Below are 17,260 nucleotides of genomic sequence, written 5' to 3' on the forward strand. Positions count from 1 at the left end.
ATGACGGAGCGGCACGAGCCACGCATTCTGACGATCCCGGCGGGCCTCTCCTTCCTGAAAACGCTGGCGACGACGCTTTGCGACGGCCGGCTGACGCCGCTCTTCCGGCATGAGGCCGACGATCCGCTGTCGCTTGCCAGGGTAACGATCTATCTGCCGACCCGGCGCGCCGTGCGTGTGCTGCGTTCGGAATTCGTCGATCTGCTCGGCGGCCGCTCCGCGATCCTGCCGGTCATCCGTCCTCTCGGCGAAACCGACGACGACAGCGGTTATTTCGACGAGGCGCTGCCGGCAACGATCGATCTTGCCCAGCCGCTGTCGAATACCGCCCGTCTGCTGGAGCTTGCCCGCCTCATTCTCGCCTGGCGGAATAAACTGCCGGAAATCGTCCGCCACATTCATTCGGATTCGCCGCTGGTGGCGCCGGCAAGCCCGGCGGATGCAATCTGGCTCGCCCGCAACCTTGCGGAACTGATCGATTCCATCGAAACCGAAGACCTCGACTGGTCGGAACTGTCAAAACTCGACACCGGCGATTACGCCGCCTGGTGGCAGTTGACGGCGGAATTCCTGCAGATCGCCAGCGCATTCTGGCCGGAACGGCTTTCCGAACTCGGCAAATCCTCGCCGGCGCGGCACCGAAACGCCATTCTGCGGGCCGAAGCAAACAGGCTTTCGGCAACGAAGCCCGCTGGACCGATCATAATCGCCGGTTCGACGGGTTCGGTTCCCGCCACCGCCGATCTCATTGCCGCCGTCGCCAATCTGCCCGAGGGCGTCATCGTGCTTCCGGGCCTTGATCTCTCCATGCCGGAACGGCACTGGCAGATGGTGGCGCCGGAGCTTTCGCCGGGCCAACACGCCAATCCCGCAAGCCGAAGCCACCCGCAATATGGCCTGTCGTCGCTGCTCAAGCGGCTGAAGCTCACGCGGGCCGACGTCACCCTTCTCGACAGGCCGGAAGCCGATCTCGACCGGCGCGCCGAAATCCTGTCCCGGGCGCTCGTGCCGGCTGAGGCGACCAGCGATTGGGGCGCCTGGAAGAGCGAGCTGCCGGAGGGCGCGTTCTCTTCAGCTTTCGCCGATGTCTCGCTGATCGAAGCCGCCAACGAACGCGAGGAAGCGACCGCGATTGCCATTGCGCTCCGGCTGGCATTGGAAAGATCGGGGCAGGACGGCGAAAGCCGGGCCGCCCTCATCACTCCCGACCGCAATCTCGCCCGCCGGGTGATGGCGGAACTTTCCCGCTTCGGCATTCTCGCCGACGATTCGGCCGGCACGCCGCTTGCGGCCACACCGCAGGGCACGTTGCTGCAATTGCTGCTGGAGGCAGCACTGCGCCCGGGCGATCCGGTGGCGATCGTCTCGCTGCTCAAACATCCGCTGGCACGCTTCGGCCTGGAACGCGACGCATTGATTTCCGCCACCGAGGCGCTCGAACTGCTGGCGTTGCGCGGCGGCGTGGCGGAGGTCGATATCAGCAGGCTCGAGCCGTTGCTGACCCAGCAGCTTGCCGAACAGGCGCAGGACAGGCACGCGCCGCAATGGCGAAAGGCGCTTTCGCCCGACGCCGCCGAGGCCGCCTACGACCTTGCCCGCCGGGTCACACAAGCGACCGAGCCGCTGGCTTCGACCGTGATCCGGCACCGGCCGGAAGATCGCGGGAGGACGGCTGGTTTCACCTTGTCCGAATGGTCAGAGCGCACCGGCCGCTCGCTTGAAGCGGTGGCGGCCGATCCGCACGGCAATCTCGCCGATCTCTGGTCCGGTGAGGCGGGAGATGCGCTCGCCGCCCTGCTCGGCGAAGTGATCGACACCAGCGGCCAGATGGAGGCCGACGGGCCGCAATGGATCGACATCATGGCAGCGCTTGCCGCCGGTCATGCGGTGAAGCCGCGCGCGCTCAGCCATCCCCGCCTCTTCATCTTCGGCACGCTGGAAGCCCGCCTGCAGAGCGTCGATATGCTGATCCTCGGCGGCCTGAACGAGGGCACCTGGCCGGGGCAGACCGCCAACAATCCCTTCATTCCCCGCATGATGAAGACGGAGATCGGACTGGAGCCGCCGGAACGGCGCATCGGCCAGCTGGCGCATGACTTCGAGATGGCGAACGGCACACGCCATCTGATCTATTCGCGCGCGCTGCGCCAGGGCTCGACACCGACCGTCGCTTCGCGCTGGCTGCAGCGGCTGCTGGCGCTCGCCGGAGAAGGGTTCGAAGCGGAATTGAAGGGACGCGGCAACCGCTTCCTCCAATGGGCCGGCCTGATCGATCGCGGAGAAGCCCAGGCACCAGCACAGCGACCCTCGCCGAAACCACCGCTGGCACTGCAGCCGAAATCCTACTCCTTCAGCGAAGTCGGCCGGCTGCGCCGGGACCCCTATGCCATCTATGCCCGCCGCATCCTGCGTCTCGATCCCGTCGATACGTTCAACCGCGATCCGGGAGCGGCCGAACGCGGCACGCTCTACCACAAGATCATCGACCGGTTCATTCGCGAAGCCCATGTCGCCGGCACACCTGAGGCAACAGCGGCGATGGAGCGTATCCTTTCCGAGCTTTTCGACATGGAGCAGCTGCCGCCGCATATCGATGCCGTGTGGCGACCACGTTTTCGTGCGGTGGCCCGCGCCTTCCTGGATTGGGAGGCGGGGCGGCGGCCCGGCATTCGCAAGACGCTGACGGAGGTGCGCGGCGGCATCGAACTGGAACCGATCAATATCCGGCTCAACGGTGTTGCCGACCGGATCGATGTCACCGGGCCGAACGCCGCCGATATCATCGACTACAAGACCGGCTACAATCCCTCGCCGACGCAGGCACGCGTGCTTCTCGATCCGCAGCTTGCGCTCGAAGCAGCGGCCTTGCGCGGCGGCGCCTTCCGCGATGTCGGCAGTCTCGTGCCGCAGGATCTGCTCTATGTCCGCCTGCGGCCGGGACGCCGTTTTCTGGTCGACACCGTCAACAATGAGAGCTCGGCGCGCAGCGATAAGGCGAAATCGGCGATGGATCTCGCCGAGGAATCGATCGACCAGCTGGTGAAGTTCGTGACGCTGCTGCAATCCGGCGAGAAAGGCTTCACCTCGCGGCTCGTCCCAGCGCAGCAATTCGATTTCGGCGGCGACTACGATCATCTCGCCCGCGTCTCCGAATGGTCGACGGCAGAAACCGAAGAAGGCGGCGGCGATGAGTGACGTGACCGCGCTTCCCAATGGCGACGATCCGGGCACCTGGATCGGCTGGACGACGATCCAGCAGGCGATTGCATCCGATCCCGAGCGCTCGGCATGGGTCTCGGCCAATGCCGGCTCCGGCAAGACGCATGTGCTGACCCAGCGCGTCATCCGGCTTCTGCTTGCCGGCGCGCGGCCTTCCGCCATTTTATGCCTCACCTATACCAAGGCTGCCGCCTCCGAAATGTCGAACCGCGTCTTCGAACGGCTGGCGGACTGGGTGGTGCTCGACGATGAAGACCTTGGCCGGCGGATCACCCAGATCGAGGGGACGGCGCCTGACGGAATAAAGCTTGCCGAGGCCCGCCGGCTGTTTGCCAAGGCGCTGGAGACACCCGGCGGACTGAAGATTCAGACGATCCATGCCTTTTGCGAGGCGCTGCTGCATCAGTTTCCGCTGGAGGCCAACGTCGCCGGGCATTTCTCGGTTCTCGACGACCGCGCAGCAGTGGCGCTGCTCTCCGACGCGCGCCGGGCGCTGCTGACGGCTTCCGCGCCTGAGGGAGACAGCGCCCTTGCCGAGGCATTCGCCTATGTGCTCGATCTCGGCGACGAATCCGGGCTGGAGAACCTGCTCGCCGATATCGTCGCCAACCGCAACGCCATCCGCCGTTTTACGGCGACGGCCGAACGGCAGGGCGGTGTCGCGATGGTTTTGCGCGAAAGGCTCGGCCTTGCCGCCGATGACACGGAAGGCCGGATCGCGGCGCAATATTGGCCGTTGCCTGAGCTTTCCGGCGGCATGCTGGAGCTTTATCTGTCGCTTGCCGACCAGAAGGGAGGCGCGAAAGCGCAGGAAGTTGCCTACGGCCTCAGGCTTGCCGGGCGGGAACGCGATGACGCGAAGCGCGCCGAGTTTCTCGAGAAAATCTTTCTGACGGCGAAGGGCGAACCGAAGGCGGATTCACAATTCACCGTCAAGGCCATGCTTGCCGAAGCACCGCAGCTGGCGGGCGCCATCGCCGCTGCCCGCGCCCATGTCGCTGCAAGCCGCGACCGGCTGAAACTGATGCGGATTTATGGCGCGACGCATGCCGCCCTCGTGCTCGCGGACCGGCTGAATCACGACTATGAGGAATTGAAGAAGCAGCGCAGCCAGCTCGATTTCGAGGATCTGATCACCCGCACCGCCGACCTGCTGACGAAAAGCGGCGTTGGTCCCTGGATCCACTACAAGCTCGATCGCGGCATCGACCATATCCTCGTCGACGAGGCGCAGGATACCAGCCCGATCCAGTGGAGCGTCATCCAGTCGCTCGCCGAGGATTTCTTCTCCGGCGAAAGCGCCCGGCCGATCGTGCGCACGCTCTTTGCCGTCGGCGACGAGAAACAGTCGATCTATTCCTTTCAAGGGGCGCGGCCCGAGCGGTTTTCCGAGGAAAACGACCGGACGCGGCGGCGCGTATCCGACAGTGGACAGAATTTTTCTTCCGTGCGCCTGCCGCTTTCCTTCCGCTCAACCGCGGATGTGCTCGAGGCCGTCGACCATATTTTCAGGGAACCCGGCAATGCGCGCGGCCTCAGCGCGCTTAACGAACCGGTCGTGCATCGCTCCAGCCGCATCGGACATCCCGGCGCCGTCGATCTCTGGGAGATGGTCGCGCCTGAGGCGGTGGTGAAGGAGGAGGACTGGACGGCACCCTTCGACGCGACGCCGGAAAGCGCGCCGGCCGCAATCCTGGCGAGGCGGATCGCCCATTCGATCGGTGCGCTCGTCGGCCGCGAGACGATCGTCGACAAAGGCCGGGAGCGGCTGATCGAAGCCGGCGATATCCTGGTGCTGGTGCGCAAGCGCGACGCCTTCGTCAACGCCTTGACGCGCGCCTTGAAACGCCGCGGCGACATTCCGGTCGCCGGGGCCGACAGACTGGTGCTGACCAGCCATATCGCCGTGCAGGATCTGCTGGCGCTCGGCCGTTTCCTGCTGCTGCCGCAAGACGATCTTTCACTCGCCGCCGTGCTCAAGAGCCCGCTTTTCGATCTTTCCGAGGACGACATTTTTGCGATCGCCGGCCTGCGCGGCGATAATGAGAGCGTCTGGAGCCATCTCAAACGCTTCGCCGCCGACGGCACCGAGCGTTTCCGCGCCGCCGTGGAGAGGCTGGAGCTGTTCCTTCGGCAATCCAGGAGCCTGTCGGTTCATGATTTCTATGCGCGTGTGCTGGGCAGCCATGGCGGGCGGCGACAATTCCTGGCCCGGCTCGGCACCGAGGTCAGCGATATCCTCGACGAATTCCTGACCTTCACGCTCGACCACGAGAGCGCCGGCCTTCCCGGGCTGCAATCCTTCATCTCGACGCTGGAGCTCGAAGCCCCGGTGGTCAAGCGTGAGCAGGACAAGGGGCGCAACGAGGTGCGGATCATGACGGTGCATGCCTCCAAGGGTCTCGAGGCTCCAATCGTTTTCCTGGTCGACGGCGGTTCGAAGGCCTTTACCCATACCCATCTGCCGAAGCTTCGCCTGATCGAGACCGACGCCGACGAGCCGCCGATGCCCGTCTGGGTTCCCGTCTCCGATCTCGCCAATTCGCTGACGCAGAACGACGCCGTTCGTATCCAGATGCTGGCCGAAGAAGAATACCGCCGATTGCTCTATGTCGCCATGACGCGTGCCGCCGACCGGCTGGTCGTCTGCGGCTATCGCGGCGTGCGTGTGAGCAACGACACCTGGCATATGATGATCTCGACGGCGCTGCGCGACGACCATCCGCATGTCGAGGCGACCACATTCTCCGGTCCCGATGGCGAATGGCCGGGGCTCAAATGGCGTGTGCCGCGGGTGGAACGAAGCTTCGAGCGTATCGACCGCAGCCAGGAGCGCGGAAGCGAGGAGAGGCTGCCGGACGGTCTGTTGCGGCCATTGCCGCCGCAGGCCGAGCTGCCGCGGCCGCTCAGCCCCTCCGGCGCCGGGACGATCGTCGATGAAGATGAAGGCGGCTTGCTCGTCGTTTCGCCGCTGTTCGGCGAGACGGAGCGCAGCGATCGGTCGCTGGAGAAGGGCCGGCTGATCCATCGCATGCTGCAGGCGCTTCCCGAAATTCCGCCTGTCGAACGGGCTGATGCGGCAGGCCGCTATGCCGAGCGGGCGGCGCGGTTCTGGCCGGAAGCCGAACGGCGCAAGCTCGTCGATTCGGTTCTGAAACTATTGGACGAAGAAGGTCTGCAGGCCGTCCTCGGGGCGCAGGCCCAGCCCGAAGTCTCGATCATGGGCACCTTGACGCTGGAGGACAGGCGCTATGCCGTCTCCGGCCGCATCGACCGGCTTGCCGTGCTAGCCGATCGTGTCGTCATTCTCGATTACAAGACCAATCGGGTGCCGCCGACGACAGAGGCGGCCATCCCCTTCGCCCACCGGGCACAGTTGGCGATCTATCGCGAGATCCTGGCGCCGCTCTATCCCGACAAGCCTATCGACTGCATGCTCGTCTATACCGAGAACGCCTCGCTCTATACGCTGAGCGAAAAGGCGCTCGGTTTGGCGCTTGCAGGACTGAAGACAAAGTGAAATACCGGACATTGAAAATTTGGCACCGCAGCATCACATGTGGTTCAACACCCAATTCCTCTGAAGGAGCAGCCCATGGCTACCGTGAAGGTCGATATCAATAACTTCCAGTCGGAAGTTCTGGAATCCGCAGAACCCGTCGTCGTCGATTTCTGGGCTGAATGGTGCGGCCCGTGCAAGATGATTGCGCCGAGCCTTGAAGAAATCTCCGTCGAGATGGAAGGCAAGGTTAAGGTCGCCAAGCTGAATATCGATGAGAATCCGGAGCTTGCCGCGCAATTCGGCGTCCGCTCCATTCCGACGCTGGCGATCTTCAAGGGCGGCGAAGTTGCCGATATTTCGGTCGGCGCCAAGCCGAAGACCGCTCTTTCGAACTGGATTTCGAACGCTGCCTGATCGATTGATATCGCATTGATGAAAAAGCCCGGCTTCGACCGGGCTTTTTTCATGTCGTATTCTTCATTTCGCCCCTCACTTCGGAGGTGTGCCGTTGTCCGAAAGCACATCGCCGACGAGATAGAGAGAGCCGCCGACGAGGATGCGCGGCGGCAGCCCCTCCGGATCGAGCACGGTTTTGATGGCTTCCAGCGCATCGCCGACCGTCGACATCGGTTCGGCAACCAAGCCGGCATCATAAGCGGCGTTCGACAAGATCACCGGGTCGATCATCGCCTCGCTACCGCGGATCGGCACGCAGAAGACCTTCTCGACCAAGCCGGCGAAGGCCTTGAAATAGCCGACCGGGTCCTTGGTATTAATCATGCCGATGATGAGGAAAAGCGGCCGAGACTGGCGCTCCTCGAAATTGGCCATGGCTTCGGCGATCACTTCACCGGCACCGGGATTGTGCCCGCCATCGATCCAGATCTCGGCACCGGCGGGCGCATGCTGAAGCAGCCGGCCTTCGCCCAGGCGCTGCAGCCGGCCCGGCCATTCCACCGAATTCATCGCCTTTTCCATCATCGTCTCAGTGACGGTGAAACCCGCCGCCTTGACGGCGCGGATGGCGGCGGCGGCATTGGCATATTGATGGCGGCCCGGAAGGCGCGGCAGCGGCAGGTCGGCAAGACCGAATTCGTCCTGATAGACGAGCCGGCCATATTCCTCATGCGCCATGAAATCCTGCCCGAAAACGGCGCTCGGGCAATGCAGCCTTTCGGCCGTCGACATCAGCACGTCGAGTGCCGCGTCATATTCCTGATGACCGATGACGACGGGAAATCCCGGCTTCATGATACCGGCCTTTTCGGCAGCGATCAGCTCGACCCGGTCGCCGAGATAGGGCTGGTGATCCAGCGAAATCGGCATGATCACCGAGACGGCCGGATCGGAAATGACGTTCGTGGCGTCGAACCGGCCGCCGAGGCCGACTTCGATGATCGCGGCATCGGCCGGCTGTTCGGAAAACAGGATGAAGGTGACCGCCGTCAGGATTTCGAAGACGGTGATGTGCTGTCCGGCATTGGCATCGGCCACACGCCGCAGGGCCTCGGCAAAGACGGCGTCATCGACAAGCTGCCCGCGCCCGCCCGCCACACCGATGCGATAACGCTCGTGCCAATTGACGAGATGCGGCGAGGTGTGGACATGAGCGCTGTAGCTGCCGGCTTCGAGCAGAGCGCGGCAGAAGGCGGTGACCGACCCCTTGCCGTTGGTGCCGGCGACATGGATCACCGGCGGCAGTTTCCGGTGCGGATTGCCGAGCACATCGAGAAGACGAATGATGCGGTCGAGAGACAGATCAAAACCCTTGGGATGCAATCCCATGAGCTTGTCGATCTCCTGTGCTGCCTCACTCACCGCGGTTTGGCCTCTGGGTATCAATTCGGCACCCCGCCCTATCGGTTATCAGGCGCTCGCCGCCAGAGCGATCGCGCCGCCATTCATGGTATTCGCCACTGACACCGGCTTCTTCGTCAGGATCTTCAGGACCCGCGCCAGCGTTTCCGGGATATCGTGACGCTTGACGACCATATCCACCATACCATGTTCCAGCAGATATTCGGAGGTCTGGAAGCCTTCGGGCAGTTTTTCGCGCAAGGTCTGCTCGATGACGCGCTTGCCGGCAAAGCCGATTTCGGCGCCCGGCTCGGCCAGATGAATATCGCCGAGCATGGCGTAGGAAGCCGTGACGCCGCCTGTCGTCGGGTTGGTCAGGACGACGATATAGGGCTGACCGGATTCCTTCAGCAGGTCGACGGCAACCGTCGTGCGCGGCAGCTGCATCAGCGACAGGATGCCTTCCTGCATGCGCGCGCCGCCGGAAGCGGGGAACATCACCAGCGGGCACTTTTCCGAGGTCGCACGCTCGAAAGCCTTAACAATCGCTTCCCCGGCAGCCATGCCGAGCGAACCGCCGATAAAGTTGAATTCGTGCACGACCGCCACGAGTTTCAGCCCCTGCACCTTTCCGAGGCCGGCAAGGATCGTATCCTCCTGTTCGGTCTTCAGGCGGCTGTCACGCAGGCGATCGCTATATTTCTTCGAATCGCGGAATTTCAGCGGGTCCTGGGCGACCTTCGGCTGCGGCAGCGATTCATATTCGCCATTGTCGAACAGATCGGCGAGGCGAGCCTTGGCCGGCATCTTCATGTGATAGCCGGAGGCCGGAATGACCCATTTGTTGCCTTCCAGATCCTTGTGGAAGACCATTTCGCCGGTTTCCGGGCACTTGATCCAGAGGTTCTCCGGCACTTCGCGACGGCCCAGCATGGAATTGATCCGCGGGCGAACGTAGTTAGTGATCCAGTTCAACTCAATTCTCCTAACTGACTGGTGCCAATGTGGGCAAACTATTCGGCAGCAACAAGGCGCGCCGAACGTGTTCCCGTGGAAAGGCCGCGCACCAGCGTGGCAACAGCCTGAACCGTGTCCGCCGTCGCCTTGCCGTCAGCGGTCAAGCTCGTGGCGACCTGATTGACGATGGCGGTGCCGACAACGACGCCGTCGGCCGAACCGCCGATGACCTTCGCGTGTTCGGCCGTCTTGACGCCGAAGCCGACGCAGACGGGCAGTTGCGTGTGCTGCTTGATGCGTTCGACCGCGCCCGACACCAGCGACGGATCCGGTAGCGCCGAACCGGTGATGCCGTTCATCGAGACGTAATAGACGAAGCCGGAGGTGTTCTTCAAAACCTTCGGCAGGCGCTTCTCATCCGTCGTCGGCGTCGCCAAGCGGATGAAATTGATGCCTTTGCGGATCGCCGGGATGCAGAGTTCGTCGTCCATTTCAGGCGGCAGATCGACGACGATCAGGCCGTCGATGCCGGCAGCGATCGCGTCGTCGAGGAATGTCTCGACGCCGTAAATATAGATCGGGTTGTAGTAGCCCATCATCACGATCGGCGTGGCGTCGTTGGTCTTGCGGAAATCGGCCGCCAGCTGCAGCGTCTTCTTCAGCGTCTGGCCGCCTTTCAGCGCACGCTGACCGGCGAGCTGAATCGCCGGGCCGTCGGCCATCGGATCGGAAAAGGGCATGCCGAGCTCGATAATGTCGGAACCCGCTTCCGGCAGCGCCTTCATGATGCCGAGCGAGGTGTCGTAATCAGGATCGCCGCCCATGAAATAGGTCACAAGCGCCGGACGGCCCTCGGCCTTCAGCTCGGCAAAGCGTTTGTCCATGCGTGCGGTCATGTCTTACAGTCCCATTCCCAGAATCTTGCCGACGGTGAAGATATCCTTGTCGCCGCGGCCGGAGAGATTCATCAGGATGATCTCGTCCTTGCCCATCTTCGGTGCGCGCTTGATCACCTCGGCAATCGCGTGCGAAGGCTCGAGCGCCGGGATGATGCCTTCGAGGCGGGTCAGGATCTGGAAGGCCTCAAGCGCTTCGTGATCCATGATCGGCACATAGTCGACGCGGCCGGTATCGTTCAGCCAGGAATGCTCAGGGCCGATGCCGGGATAATCGAGACCGGCCGAAATCGAATGGCCTTCCTTGATCTGGCCGTCGCCATCCTGGAGCAGATAGGTGCGGTTGCCGTGCAGCACACCCGGAGAACCGGCGGTGATCGAGGCGCAATGTTCGTCGCCCTGCAGGCCCTTGCCGCCGGCTTCGACGCCGACGATCTTCACGGTGGGATCATCGAGGAAAGGATGGAAAATGCCGATCGCGTTCGAACCGCCGCCGACGGCAGCGACGACGAGATCCGGCAGGCGGCCTTCGGCTGCCAGCATCTGCTCTTTCGCTTCCGTGCCGATCACCGACTGGAAATCGCGGACCATCTCCGGATAGGGGTGCGGACCGGCCGCCGTTCCGATCAGGTAATAGGTATCCTCGACATTGGTGACCCAGTCGCGAAGCGCCTCGTTCATGGCATCCTTCAGCGTGCCGCTGCCCGCCGTCACCGGCTTGACCTCCGCGCCGAGCAGCTTCATGCGGAAAACGTTCGGCGCCTGACGCTCCACGTCGGTGGCGCCCATATAAACGACACAGGGAAGGCCGAAGCGCGCGGCAACGGTGGCCGAGGCGACACCGTGCTGGCCGGCGCCGGTTTCGGCGATGATGCGGGTCTTGCCCATGCGCTTGGCGAGCAGGATCTGGCCGATGCAATTGTTGATCTTGTGCGAACCGGTGTGGTTCAGTTCCTCGCGTTTGAAATAAATCTTCGCGCCGCCGAGTTCGGCCGTCAGCCGTTCGGCGAAATAGAGCGGGCTCGGGCGGCCGATATAATGGGCTCCGAGATGCTTCAATTCGGCCTGGAATGCCGGGTCGTTCTTCGCCTTATCCCACTCGTCCTGCAGATCGAGGATCAAAGGCATCAATGTTTCGGCAACGAAACGACCGCCATAGATGCCGAAACGGCCGTCTTCATCGGGCCCGGAACGGAAGGAATTCGGTTTAGGCGTTTCGTTCACTCTCAACTCCCTGAGGCCATGACAGGCGCATCCGCCTCTTCGACCGCATCGAAAAATTCATCGATCATTGCGACGCTCTTGACGCCAGGCGCGGTTTCGACACCCGAGGAGACGTCGATACCACGCGCCTTGGTCTTCACAAGCGCATCCGCGACATTGTCCTTGTTCAGCCCGCCGGAGAGCATGTAGTCGATGCTGCCGTCGAGCCAGCTCAAAAGGCTCCAGTCGAAGGAAATGCCGTTGCCGCCGGGCAGTTCCGAACCCTTCGGCGCTTTCGCGTCGAACAGGAAACGGTCGGCGATGCCGATATAGGCTTCAACGCGCTTCAGATCGTCGGCCGTGCGCACGGAAAAGACTTTCATGACCGGCAGGCCATAGAGCGCCTTGATCGTCAGCACATGTTCGGGGCTCTCGTTGCCGTGCAGCTGCAGAATATCCGGCTTCAACAGCGAGACGATCTCATCCAGCTCGTCATTGGTGGGATCGACGACGACGGCGACGATCTTCGCCTTGCCGCGTGCCGGTTCGGCCAGTTTACCCGCCAGGTCCGGCTCGATGTAGCGTGGGCTCTTTTCGAAAAAGATAAAACCGATATGGGTCGCGCCGCGTTTCAGCGCACGATCGATCGCTTCGGGCGTCTTCAAGCCACAGATCTTGATATCGGGTTTCATGGCAGCGAAGTGACACGAAATGCAGCAAGAGTCGAGCCAATTTGCGTGCTAGGCTGCATTTAGCGCCAACGTCGGTCAGTCGAAATCAATGGCGTGCAGCTGGCTTCCGTGCCGCTTCAGCCAGGATTTCGCTTCCTCCATGCCGGGGCAGAGCTTCTTGCAAAGCGCCCAGAAGCGAGGCCCGTGATTCATCTCCCTGAGATGGGCAACTTCGTGGGCGGCGAGATAATCGATCACCGAGGGCGGCGCCATGACGATGCGCCAGGAAAAGCTCAGATTTCCCTCCGATGAACACGAGCCCCAGCGGCTGCGCGTGTCCTTCATCGAGATCGAACGGATCGGCGCCCGGATCGCTGCGGCATGCATCGTCGCCAGCTTCACCAGTTCGGCGCGCGCCTCCTTCTTCAGAAAGGCCGCGATGCGCCGTCCGACATGTTCCTCCATTCCGCTGACGCGCAGCACCGGTCTGCCGTCTATCGAAACCGCCTCCGTCAGCCCGCGCAAGCTGCCGGTATGCTGGATGCGATGGGAAAGGCCGCGAAAGAGAATTTCGCCGCCGTCACGCAGGCCGGCATCGGTCGAAAACTTGGCAAGTTTGGTGAGCAGCCAACCCTGGTGCCGATCGAGAAAGGCATTGACCTCGCGCGCCGCAAGACCTTTCGGCACCGTCATCTTCAAGGCCCGGCCGCCCGGCTCGATGCGCAAGGTGATGCGCGTCGCCCGGTCGTGCTGCTTGATGGTCAACGGCATCAGCCGGCCGGCCACGTCAAGCGTCCGCGTTTCGGGCGGGGCCGGTTTCCGGGTTTTCGGCCTTGTCTTCAGAAGTGAGAACATGGCTATTTTCTATCCGATTCGCCGGCGGAGCGGACATAGAAAAACCGGCATCGGGAGATGCCGGTCATCAATTCAGCGTTCAGGCCGTCATGGCGTCTGGTATTCGGCGACCGGGCCATTGTCGTCACGCTTGGCGTTCTTGCGGTCACGCATGAAGCGATCGAACTCTTCCTGGTCCTTGGCGCGGCGAAGTTCGCGCATATAGGCGTCGAACTCCTCGCGCATTTCATCGAGCTTGCGGCGCTCTTCCTCGATCCGGTCGATCTCGGCCTTGCGCCAGTCGTCGAAGGCGACATTGCCGGTCGAGAAATGCGGGCGGCGACGGCCGTTCGAACGGCGGCAGGAGGCAAAGAAGCCATCGGTCGCCTGGTTGACGTCACGCTTGAAGCCGCGCAGACGGTCGCCGAAGATGATGTAGGCAAGCATGGCAAGACCCAGAGGCCAGAAAACCATGAAGCCGAGAATCATCAGGGCAATGGTAGCCGGAGTCCAATCCGGTCGAAGCAATGCTGACTGGTTCATCGTGCGGGTATCCTCGCTTTCCACGCCCGGCAGGATACCGAACGCTGAAATCGATGTGGTTACCGCAACAACCACCTTCAAGACGATTGCCCGCGAAATCGGACAAGGCCTTGAATCGGTTTTACTAATTCAGCTATGCCTGATTTAGGCCGTGCGGCCGCCCTTGATGACACGCGGGAGCGGCGGCTTGACGGCAGAACGGGAATGCCGACGGACGAAATCGAGGATGCGCGGCGCGATCTCGCGGCGGAACCGCGAGCCGTTGAAAACACCATAATGACCGACATCCGGCTGCAGATAGTGCATGCGCATATCTTCAGGAATGTTCACGCAGATCGTCTGTGCCGCCTTGGTCTGGCCGACCCCCGAGATATCGTCATTCTCGCCTTCGACGGTCAGAAGCGCCACTTTGCGGATCGCTGCCGGATCGACGCGTTTGCCGCGATGCATCAGTTCGCCCTTCGGCAGCGAATGCTTGATGAAGACCTGCTCGACCGTCTGCAGGTAGAATTCGGCGGTCAGATCCATGACTGCGAGATATTCGTCGTAGAAGTCGCGATGTTTTTCCGGTTCGCCGTCGTTCTTCACGAGATGCATGAAGAATTCCTTGTGGGCGACAAGATGCCGGTCGAGATTCATCGACATGAATCCCGAAAGCTGCAGGAATCCAGGATAGACCGGGCGCATGAAGCCCGGCTGCGGCCAGGGCACGTTCATGATGACATTGTCGGAGAACCACTGCAGCGACCGCTCCTGGGCGAGCTTGTTGACCGCCGTCGGGTTGATGCGCGTGTCGATCGGGCCGCCCATCAACGTCATCGACGCCGGCGACAGCGGATCATTGGCTTCCTCCATCACCGCAGCAGCGGCCAGCACCGGAACGGACGGCTGACAGACGGCGATCACATGCGTGTCGTGACCGAGGAAATGCAGCATCTCGATGACGTAGTCGACATAATCGTCGAAATCGAATCTGCCTTCCGTCATCGGCACCATGCGGGCGTCGATCCAGTCGGTGATATAGACATCGGCACTCGGCAACAGCGCCTCCACCGTGCCGCGCAACAGCGTCGCATAATGGCCGGACATCGGCGCGACGATCAGGATGCGCGGATCGTTGCCGCGGGCGGCGGCTGGAACACTGCGGGCGAAATGCAGGAGATTGCAGAAGGGCCGCGACCAGACGACCTCTTCGCGAACAAAAACCGTCTGATCGCCGATCGTCGTCTGCTTCAGCCCGAATTCCGGCTTGCCGTAGCGGCGCGTCGTGCGTTCGAACATTTCGAGACTTGCGGCCATCGTCCGGCCGAGCGGCGTATGCGAAAACGGATTGAGCGGATTGGCATAGGCAAACCGCATGATATCGGCCGCGGCGCGAAACGGCGCCATAGCGGCATGGTTCAATTCATAAAGCTGATAAAACAAAGGCGCCACCTTTCTCTATCGAAAAGATGACGCCGATTGAAAGGCATCGAATCTTTCCGTTACGCGGGCACGTTACTCAGACTAACAGTTTTTTGTTGCACAGCAACATGGACGAACCAGACCGCACAAGAAATGCCGGAGAAGTGACTCTCCGGCATCAGTATCGACTGGAAAACTTAAGTTTCTCAGCGGAAAGCGTCGTTAATGATCCGCTACGAAGGTCTGCTTCTGCGTGCCGAGACCCTCGATGCCAAGTTCGACCACATCGCCGGCCTTGAGATAATGTGGCGGTTTCATGCCCATGCCGACACCAGGAGGCGTTCCGGTGGAGATGACGTCGCCCGGATGCAGCGACATGAACTGGCTGAGATAGGCAACGATATGGGCGACACCATAGACCATGGTCTTGGACGAGCCGTTCTGCATCGTCTGGCCGTTGACCTTCAGCCACATGCCGAGGTTTTGCGGATCGGCGATCTCGTCCTTGGTGACCAGCCAGGGACCGATCGGTCCGAAGGTGTCGCAGGATTTGCCCTTGGTCCACTGACCGGCGCGTTCCGTCTGGAAGGCGCGCTCGGAAACATCATGCGACACGCAATAGCCGGCGACGTAATCGAGCGCGTCGGCTTCGCTGACATATTTCGCGGTCTTGCCGATGACGACGCCGAGTTCGACCTCCCAATCGGTCTTTTCCGAACCGCGCGGGATCCGGACGCTGTCATTCGGACCAACGATGGCCGAGGTCGCCTTCATGAAGATCACCGGCTCGGGCGGCACCGTGGCGCCGGTTTCGGCGGCATGGTCGGAGAAATTGAGGCCGATGCAGATGAATTTGCCGGTGCCGGCAACGCAGGCGCCGATACGACCGGGGGCAAGCTCCGGTAGGCTCTTCGGATCGATTGCCGCGATCTTTGCAAGGCCCGCCGGCGAGATCGCCTCACCGCCGATATCGGCAACGTGACCGGAAAGATCGCGGATCTTGCCATCGGCATCGAGAAGCGCGGGTTTTTCATTGCCCGCTTGGCCAACACGCATCAGCTTCATGGAATTCCTCCTCATGGAAAACGGATTTGCAGCCACCTATGAACGAATTATTCACCGGTGTCATTACGGCTTTGCCGCGAAGCGGTACGGCTTTCCTTGAAATTCGAATGGATTTCGGCCCAAACCGCATGAATTGCGGCCTTATGCTTTGAAAATTTCTGCAAGATCGGGACCGACGGGAACGATCCCTGCCGGGTTGAGACTTTCGATCGAGTAGTAGCCGCGCTTGATATGGTCGAGGTTGACCGTTTCCGCGATGCCCGGCCAATCCAGCATGCGGCGGCAGAAGGCGCGCAGCTTGGCATAGTCGGAAAGCCGGCGCAGATTGCATTTGAAGATACCGTGATAGGCGACGTCGAAGCGCACGAGGGTGACGAAGAGCCGGATATCGCTTTCGGTCGGATGCCCGGCGAAAAGAAAGGACCGATCCTCGAGCTGCGGCTCGACCCAGTCGAGGCAGGCAAAGACCTCGGCGAAGGCTTCTTCGTAAGCAGGCTGCGTGGTGGCGAAACCAGCGCGATAGACGCCGTTATTCAGGGCCGGATAGATACGGTCGTTGAAAGCATCGATCGCGTTGCGTCTTTCGGCCGGATAGAGATCGATCGGGTTTTTCGCCAGGTCGCCGAAGCCGCTGTTCAGCATGCGCAGGATATCGGCGGATTCATTGTTGACGATGGTCTTTCTCTGCTTGTCCCAGAGAACCGGCACGGTGGCCCGCCCGGTGAAATCCGGCGCCGCCCTGGAATAGATTTCGTGCAGATAGGTCGTGCCGTTGACATGATCCTCCGTCGCGCCGGGATAATCGCCGAAGCGCCAGCCCTGTTTTGTCAACAGCGGCTCGACGACGGAAACGGAAATGGTGTCTTCCAGCCCCTTCAGCGTGCGGCCGATCAGAGTGCGCGACGCCCAGGGACAGATATAGGCGACATAGAGATGGTAACGGCCGGCACTGGCTTTGAAGCCGCCCTCGCCGGTCGGCCCGGCGCTACCATCCGGCGTCACCCAGTTGCGGAAACTCGAGGTCTGCCTGACGAAGCCGCCCTTCTCGTCCTTTGCCTGGACGGGCTGCCAGTCCTCCGTCCATTTTCCCTTCACCAGCATGCACAACTCTCCGACCGATTGACTAGGCTTCCATTATCCTGCTTCGCCGGCGGTGTGAGGCCGCCTTT

13 protein-coding genes are annotated in these 17,260 nt (G+C 62.1%); 3 read left to right on the top strand and 10 right to left on the bottom strand.

What is annotated here, in order from left to right; translation table 11 throughout:
- The 3 genes from addB (at nt 1) to trxA (ending at nt 7,135) form a co-directional block, all read left to right on the top strand.
- The gene (addB, locus tag BBJ66_RS06440; protein ID WP_071085793.1) at nt 1–3,195 is read left to right on the top strand and encodes a double-strand break repair protein AddB; all 3,195 of its coding nucleotides are present in this window, start codon (nt 1–3) and stop codon (nt 3,193–3,195) included.
- Nucleotides 3,188–6,739, top strand: a complete 3,552-nt coding sequence (gene addA, locus BBJ66_RS06445) for a double-strand break repair helicase AddA (protein ID WP_071085795.1) — start codon at nt 3,188–3,190, stop codon at nt 6,737–6,739. The genes addB and addA overlap by 8 nt, the downstream gene beginning before the upstream one ends.
- 75 nt (nt 6,740–6,814) lie before the next feature.
- Nucleotides 6,815–7,135 (top strand): thioredoxin, encoded by a 321-nt coding sequence (gene trxA, locus BBJ66_RS06450; RefSeq protein WP_004672616.1) that lies wholly within the window; start codon nt 6,815–6,817, stop codon nt 7,133–7,135.
- A gap of 75 nt (nt 7,136–7,210) precedes the next feature.
- Here trxA and BBJ66_RS06455 read toward each other — a convergent pair whose 3' ends face one another.
- The 10 genes from BBJ66_RS06455 to BBJ66_RS06500 form a co-directional block, all read right to left on the bottom strand.
- A complete protein-coding gene (locus BBJ66_RS06455; RefSeq protein ID WP_190238069.1) occupies nt 7,211–8,563 on the bottom strand; it encodes a bifunctional folylpolyglutamate synthase/dihydrofolate synthase in 1,353 nt (450 codons plus the stop codon).
- Nucleotides 8,564–8,587: 24 nt separating this feature from the next.
- Entirely contained in the window at nt 8,588–9,493 is a 906-nt protein-coding gene (accD, locus tag BBJ66_RS06460; protein ID WP_071085799.1) for an acetyl-CoA carboxylase, carboxyltransferase subunit beta, read from the bottom strand.
- A gap of 38 nt (nt 9,494–9,531) precedes the next feature.
- Entirely contained in the window at nt 9,532–10,371 is an 840-nt protein-coding gene (gene trpA, locus BBJ66_RS06465; protein ID WP_049732670.1) for a tryptophan synthase subunit alpha, read from the bottom strand.
- Between the two features lie 3 nt (nt 10,372–10,374).
- Nucleotides 10,375–11,595 (bottom strand): tryptophan synthase subunit beta, encoded by a 1,221-nt coding sequence (gene trpB / locus BBJ66_RS06470; protein ID WP_049732669.1) that lies wholly within the window; start codon nt 11,593–11,595, stop codon nt 10,375–10,377.
- A gap of 2 nt (nt 11,596–11,597) precedes the next feature.
- The gene (locus BBJ66_RS06475) at nt 11,598–12,266 is read right to left on the bottom strand and encodes a phosphoribosylanthranilate isomerase (protein WP_071085801.1); all 669 of its coding nucleotides are present in this window, start codon (nt 12,264–12,266) and stop codon (nt 11,598–11,600) included.
- Nucleotides 12,267–12,341: 75 nt separating this feature from the next.
- Nucleotides 12,342–13,100 (bottom strand): M48 family metallopeptidase, encoded by a 759-nt coding sequence (locus BBJ66_RS06480; RefSeq protein WP_071085803.1) that lies wholly within the window; start codon nt 13,098–13,100, stop codon nt 12,342–12,344.
- Nucleotides 13,101–13,187: 87 nt separating this feature from the next.
- Nucleotides 13,188–13,622, bottom strand: a complete 435-nt coding sequence (locus BBJ66_RS06485; RefSeq protein WP_012559402.1) for a DUF2852 domain-containing protein — start codon at nt 13,620–13,622, stop codon at nt 13,188–13,190.
- Nucleotides 13,623–13,766: 144 nt separating this feature from the next.
- Entirely contained in the window at nt 13,767–15,047 is a 1,281-nt protein-coding gene (locus tag BBJ66_RS06490; protein ID WP_071085986.1) for a polyhydroxyalkanoate depolymerase, read from the bottom strand.
- A 201-nt stretch (nt 15,048–15,248) separates the two neighbouring features.
- Nucleotides 15,249–16,091: a fumarylacetoacetate hydrolase family protein gene (locus BBJ66_RS06495; RefSeq protein WP_049732665.1), complete on the bottom strand. Its 843-nt coding sequence runs from the start codon at nt 16,089–16,091 to the stop codon at nt 15,249–15,251.
- Between the two features lie 141 nt (nt 16,092–16,232).
- Nucleotides 16,233–17,192 carry a glutathione S-transferase family protein gene (locus tag BBJ66_RS06500; protein ID WP_083335524.1) on the bottom strand — a complete coding sequence of 320 codons (960 nt, stop codon included), beginning with the start codon at nt 17,190–17,192 and terminating at the stop codon, nt 16,233–16,235.
- Nucleotides 17,193–17,260 lie beyond the last annotated feature (68 nt).

The organism is Rhizobium sp. RSm-3 (assembly GCF_001854685.1).
Classification (GTDB): Bacteria; Pseudomonadota; Alphaproteobacteria; order Rhizobiales; family Rhizobiaceae; genus Rhizobium; species Rhizobium ecuadorense.

Coding starts and splice junctions, on each gene's coding strand:
- addB (WP_071085793.1), top strand. CDS start 1: ATGACGGAGCGGCACGAGCCACGCATTCTGACGATCCCGGCGGGCCTC.
- addA (WP_071085795.1), top strand. CDS start 3,188: ATGAGTGACGTGACCGCGCTTCCCAATGGCGACGATCCGGGCACCTGG.
- trxA (WP_004672616.1), top strand. CDS start 6,815: ATGGCTACCGTGAAGGTCGATATCAATAACTTCCAGTCGGAAGTTCTG.
- trpA (WP_049732670.1), bottom strand. CDS start 10,371: ATGACCGCACGCATGGACAAACGCTTTGCCGAGCTGAAGGCCGAGGGC.
- BBJ66_RS06475 (WP_071085801.1), bottom strand. CDS start 12,266: ATGAAACCCGATATCAAGATCTGTGGCTTGAAGACGCCCGAAGCGATC.
- BBJ66_RS06480 (WP_071085803.1), bottom strand. CDS start 13,100: ATGTTCTCACTTCTGAAGACAAGGCCGAAAACCCGGAAACCGGCCCCG.
- BBJ66_RS06485 (WP_012559402.1), bottom strand. CDS start 13,622: ATGAACCAGTCAGCATTGCTTCGACCGGATTGGACTCCGGCTACCATT.
- BBJ66_RS06495 (WP_049732665.1), bottom strand. CDS start 16,091: ATGAAGCTGATGCGTGTTGGCCAAGCGGGCAATGAAAAACCCGCGCTT.
- BBJ66_RS06500 (WP_083335524.1), bottom strand. CDS start 17,192: ATGCTGGTGAAGGGAAAATGGACGGAGGACTGGCAGCCCGTCCAGGCA.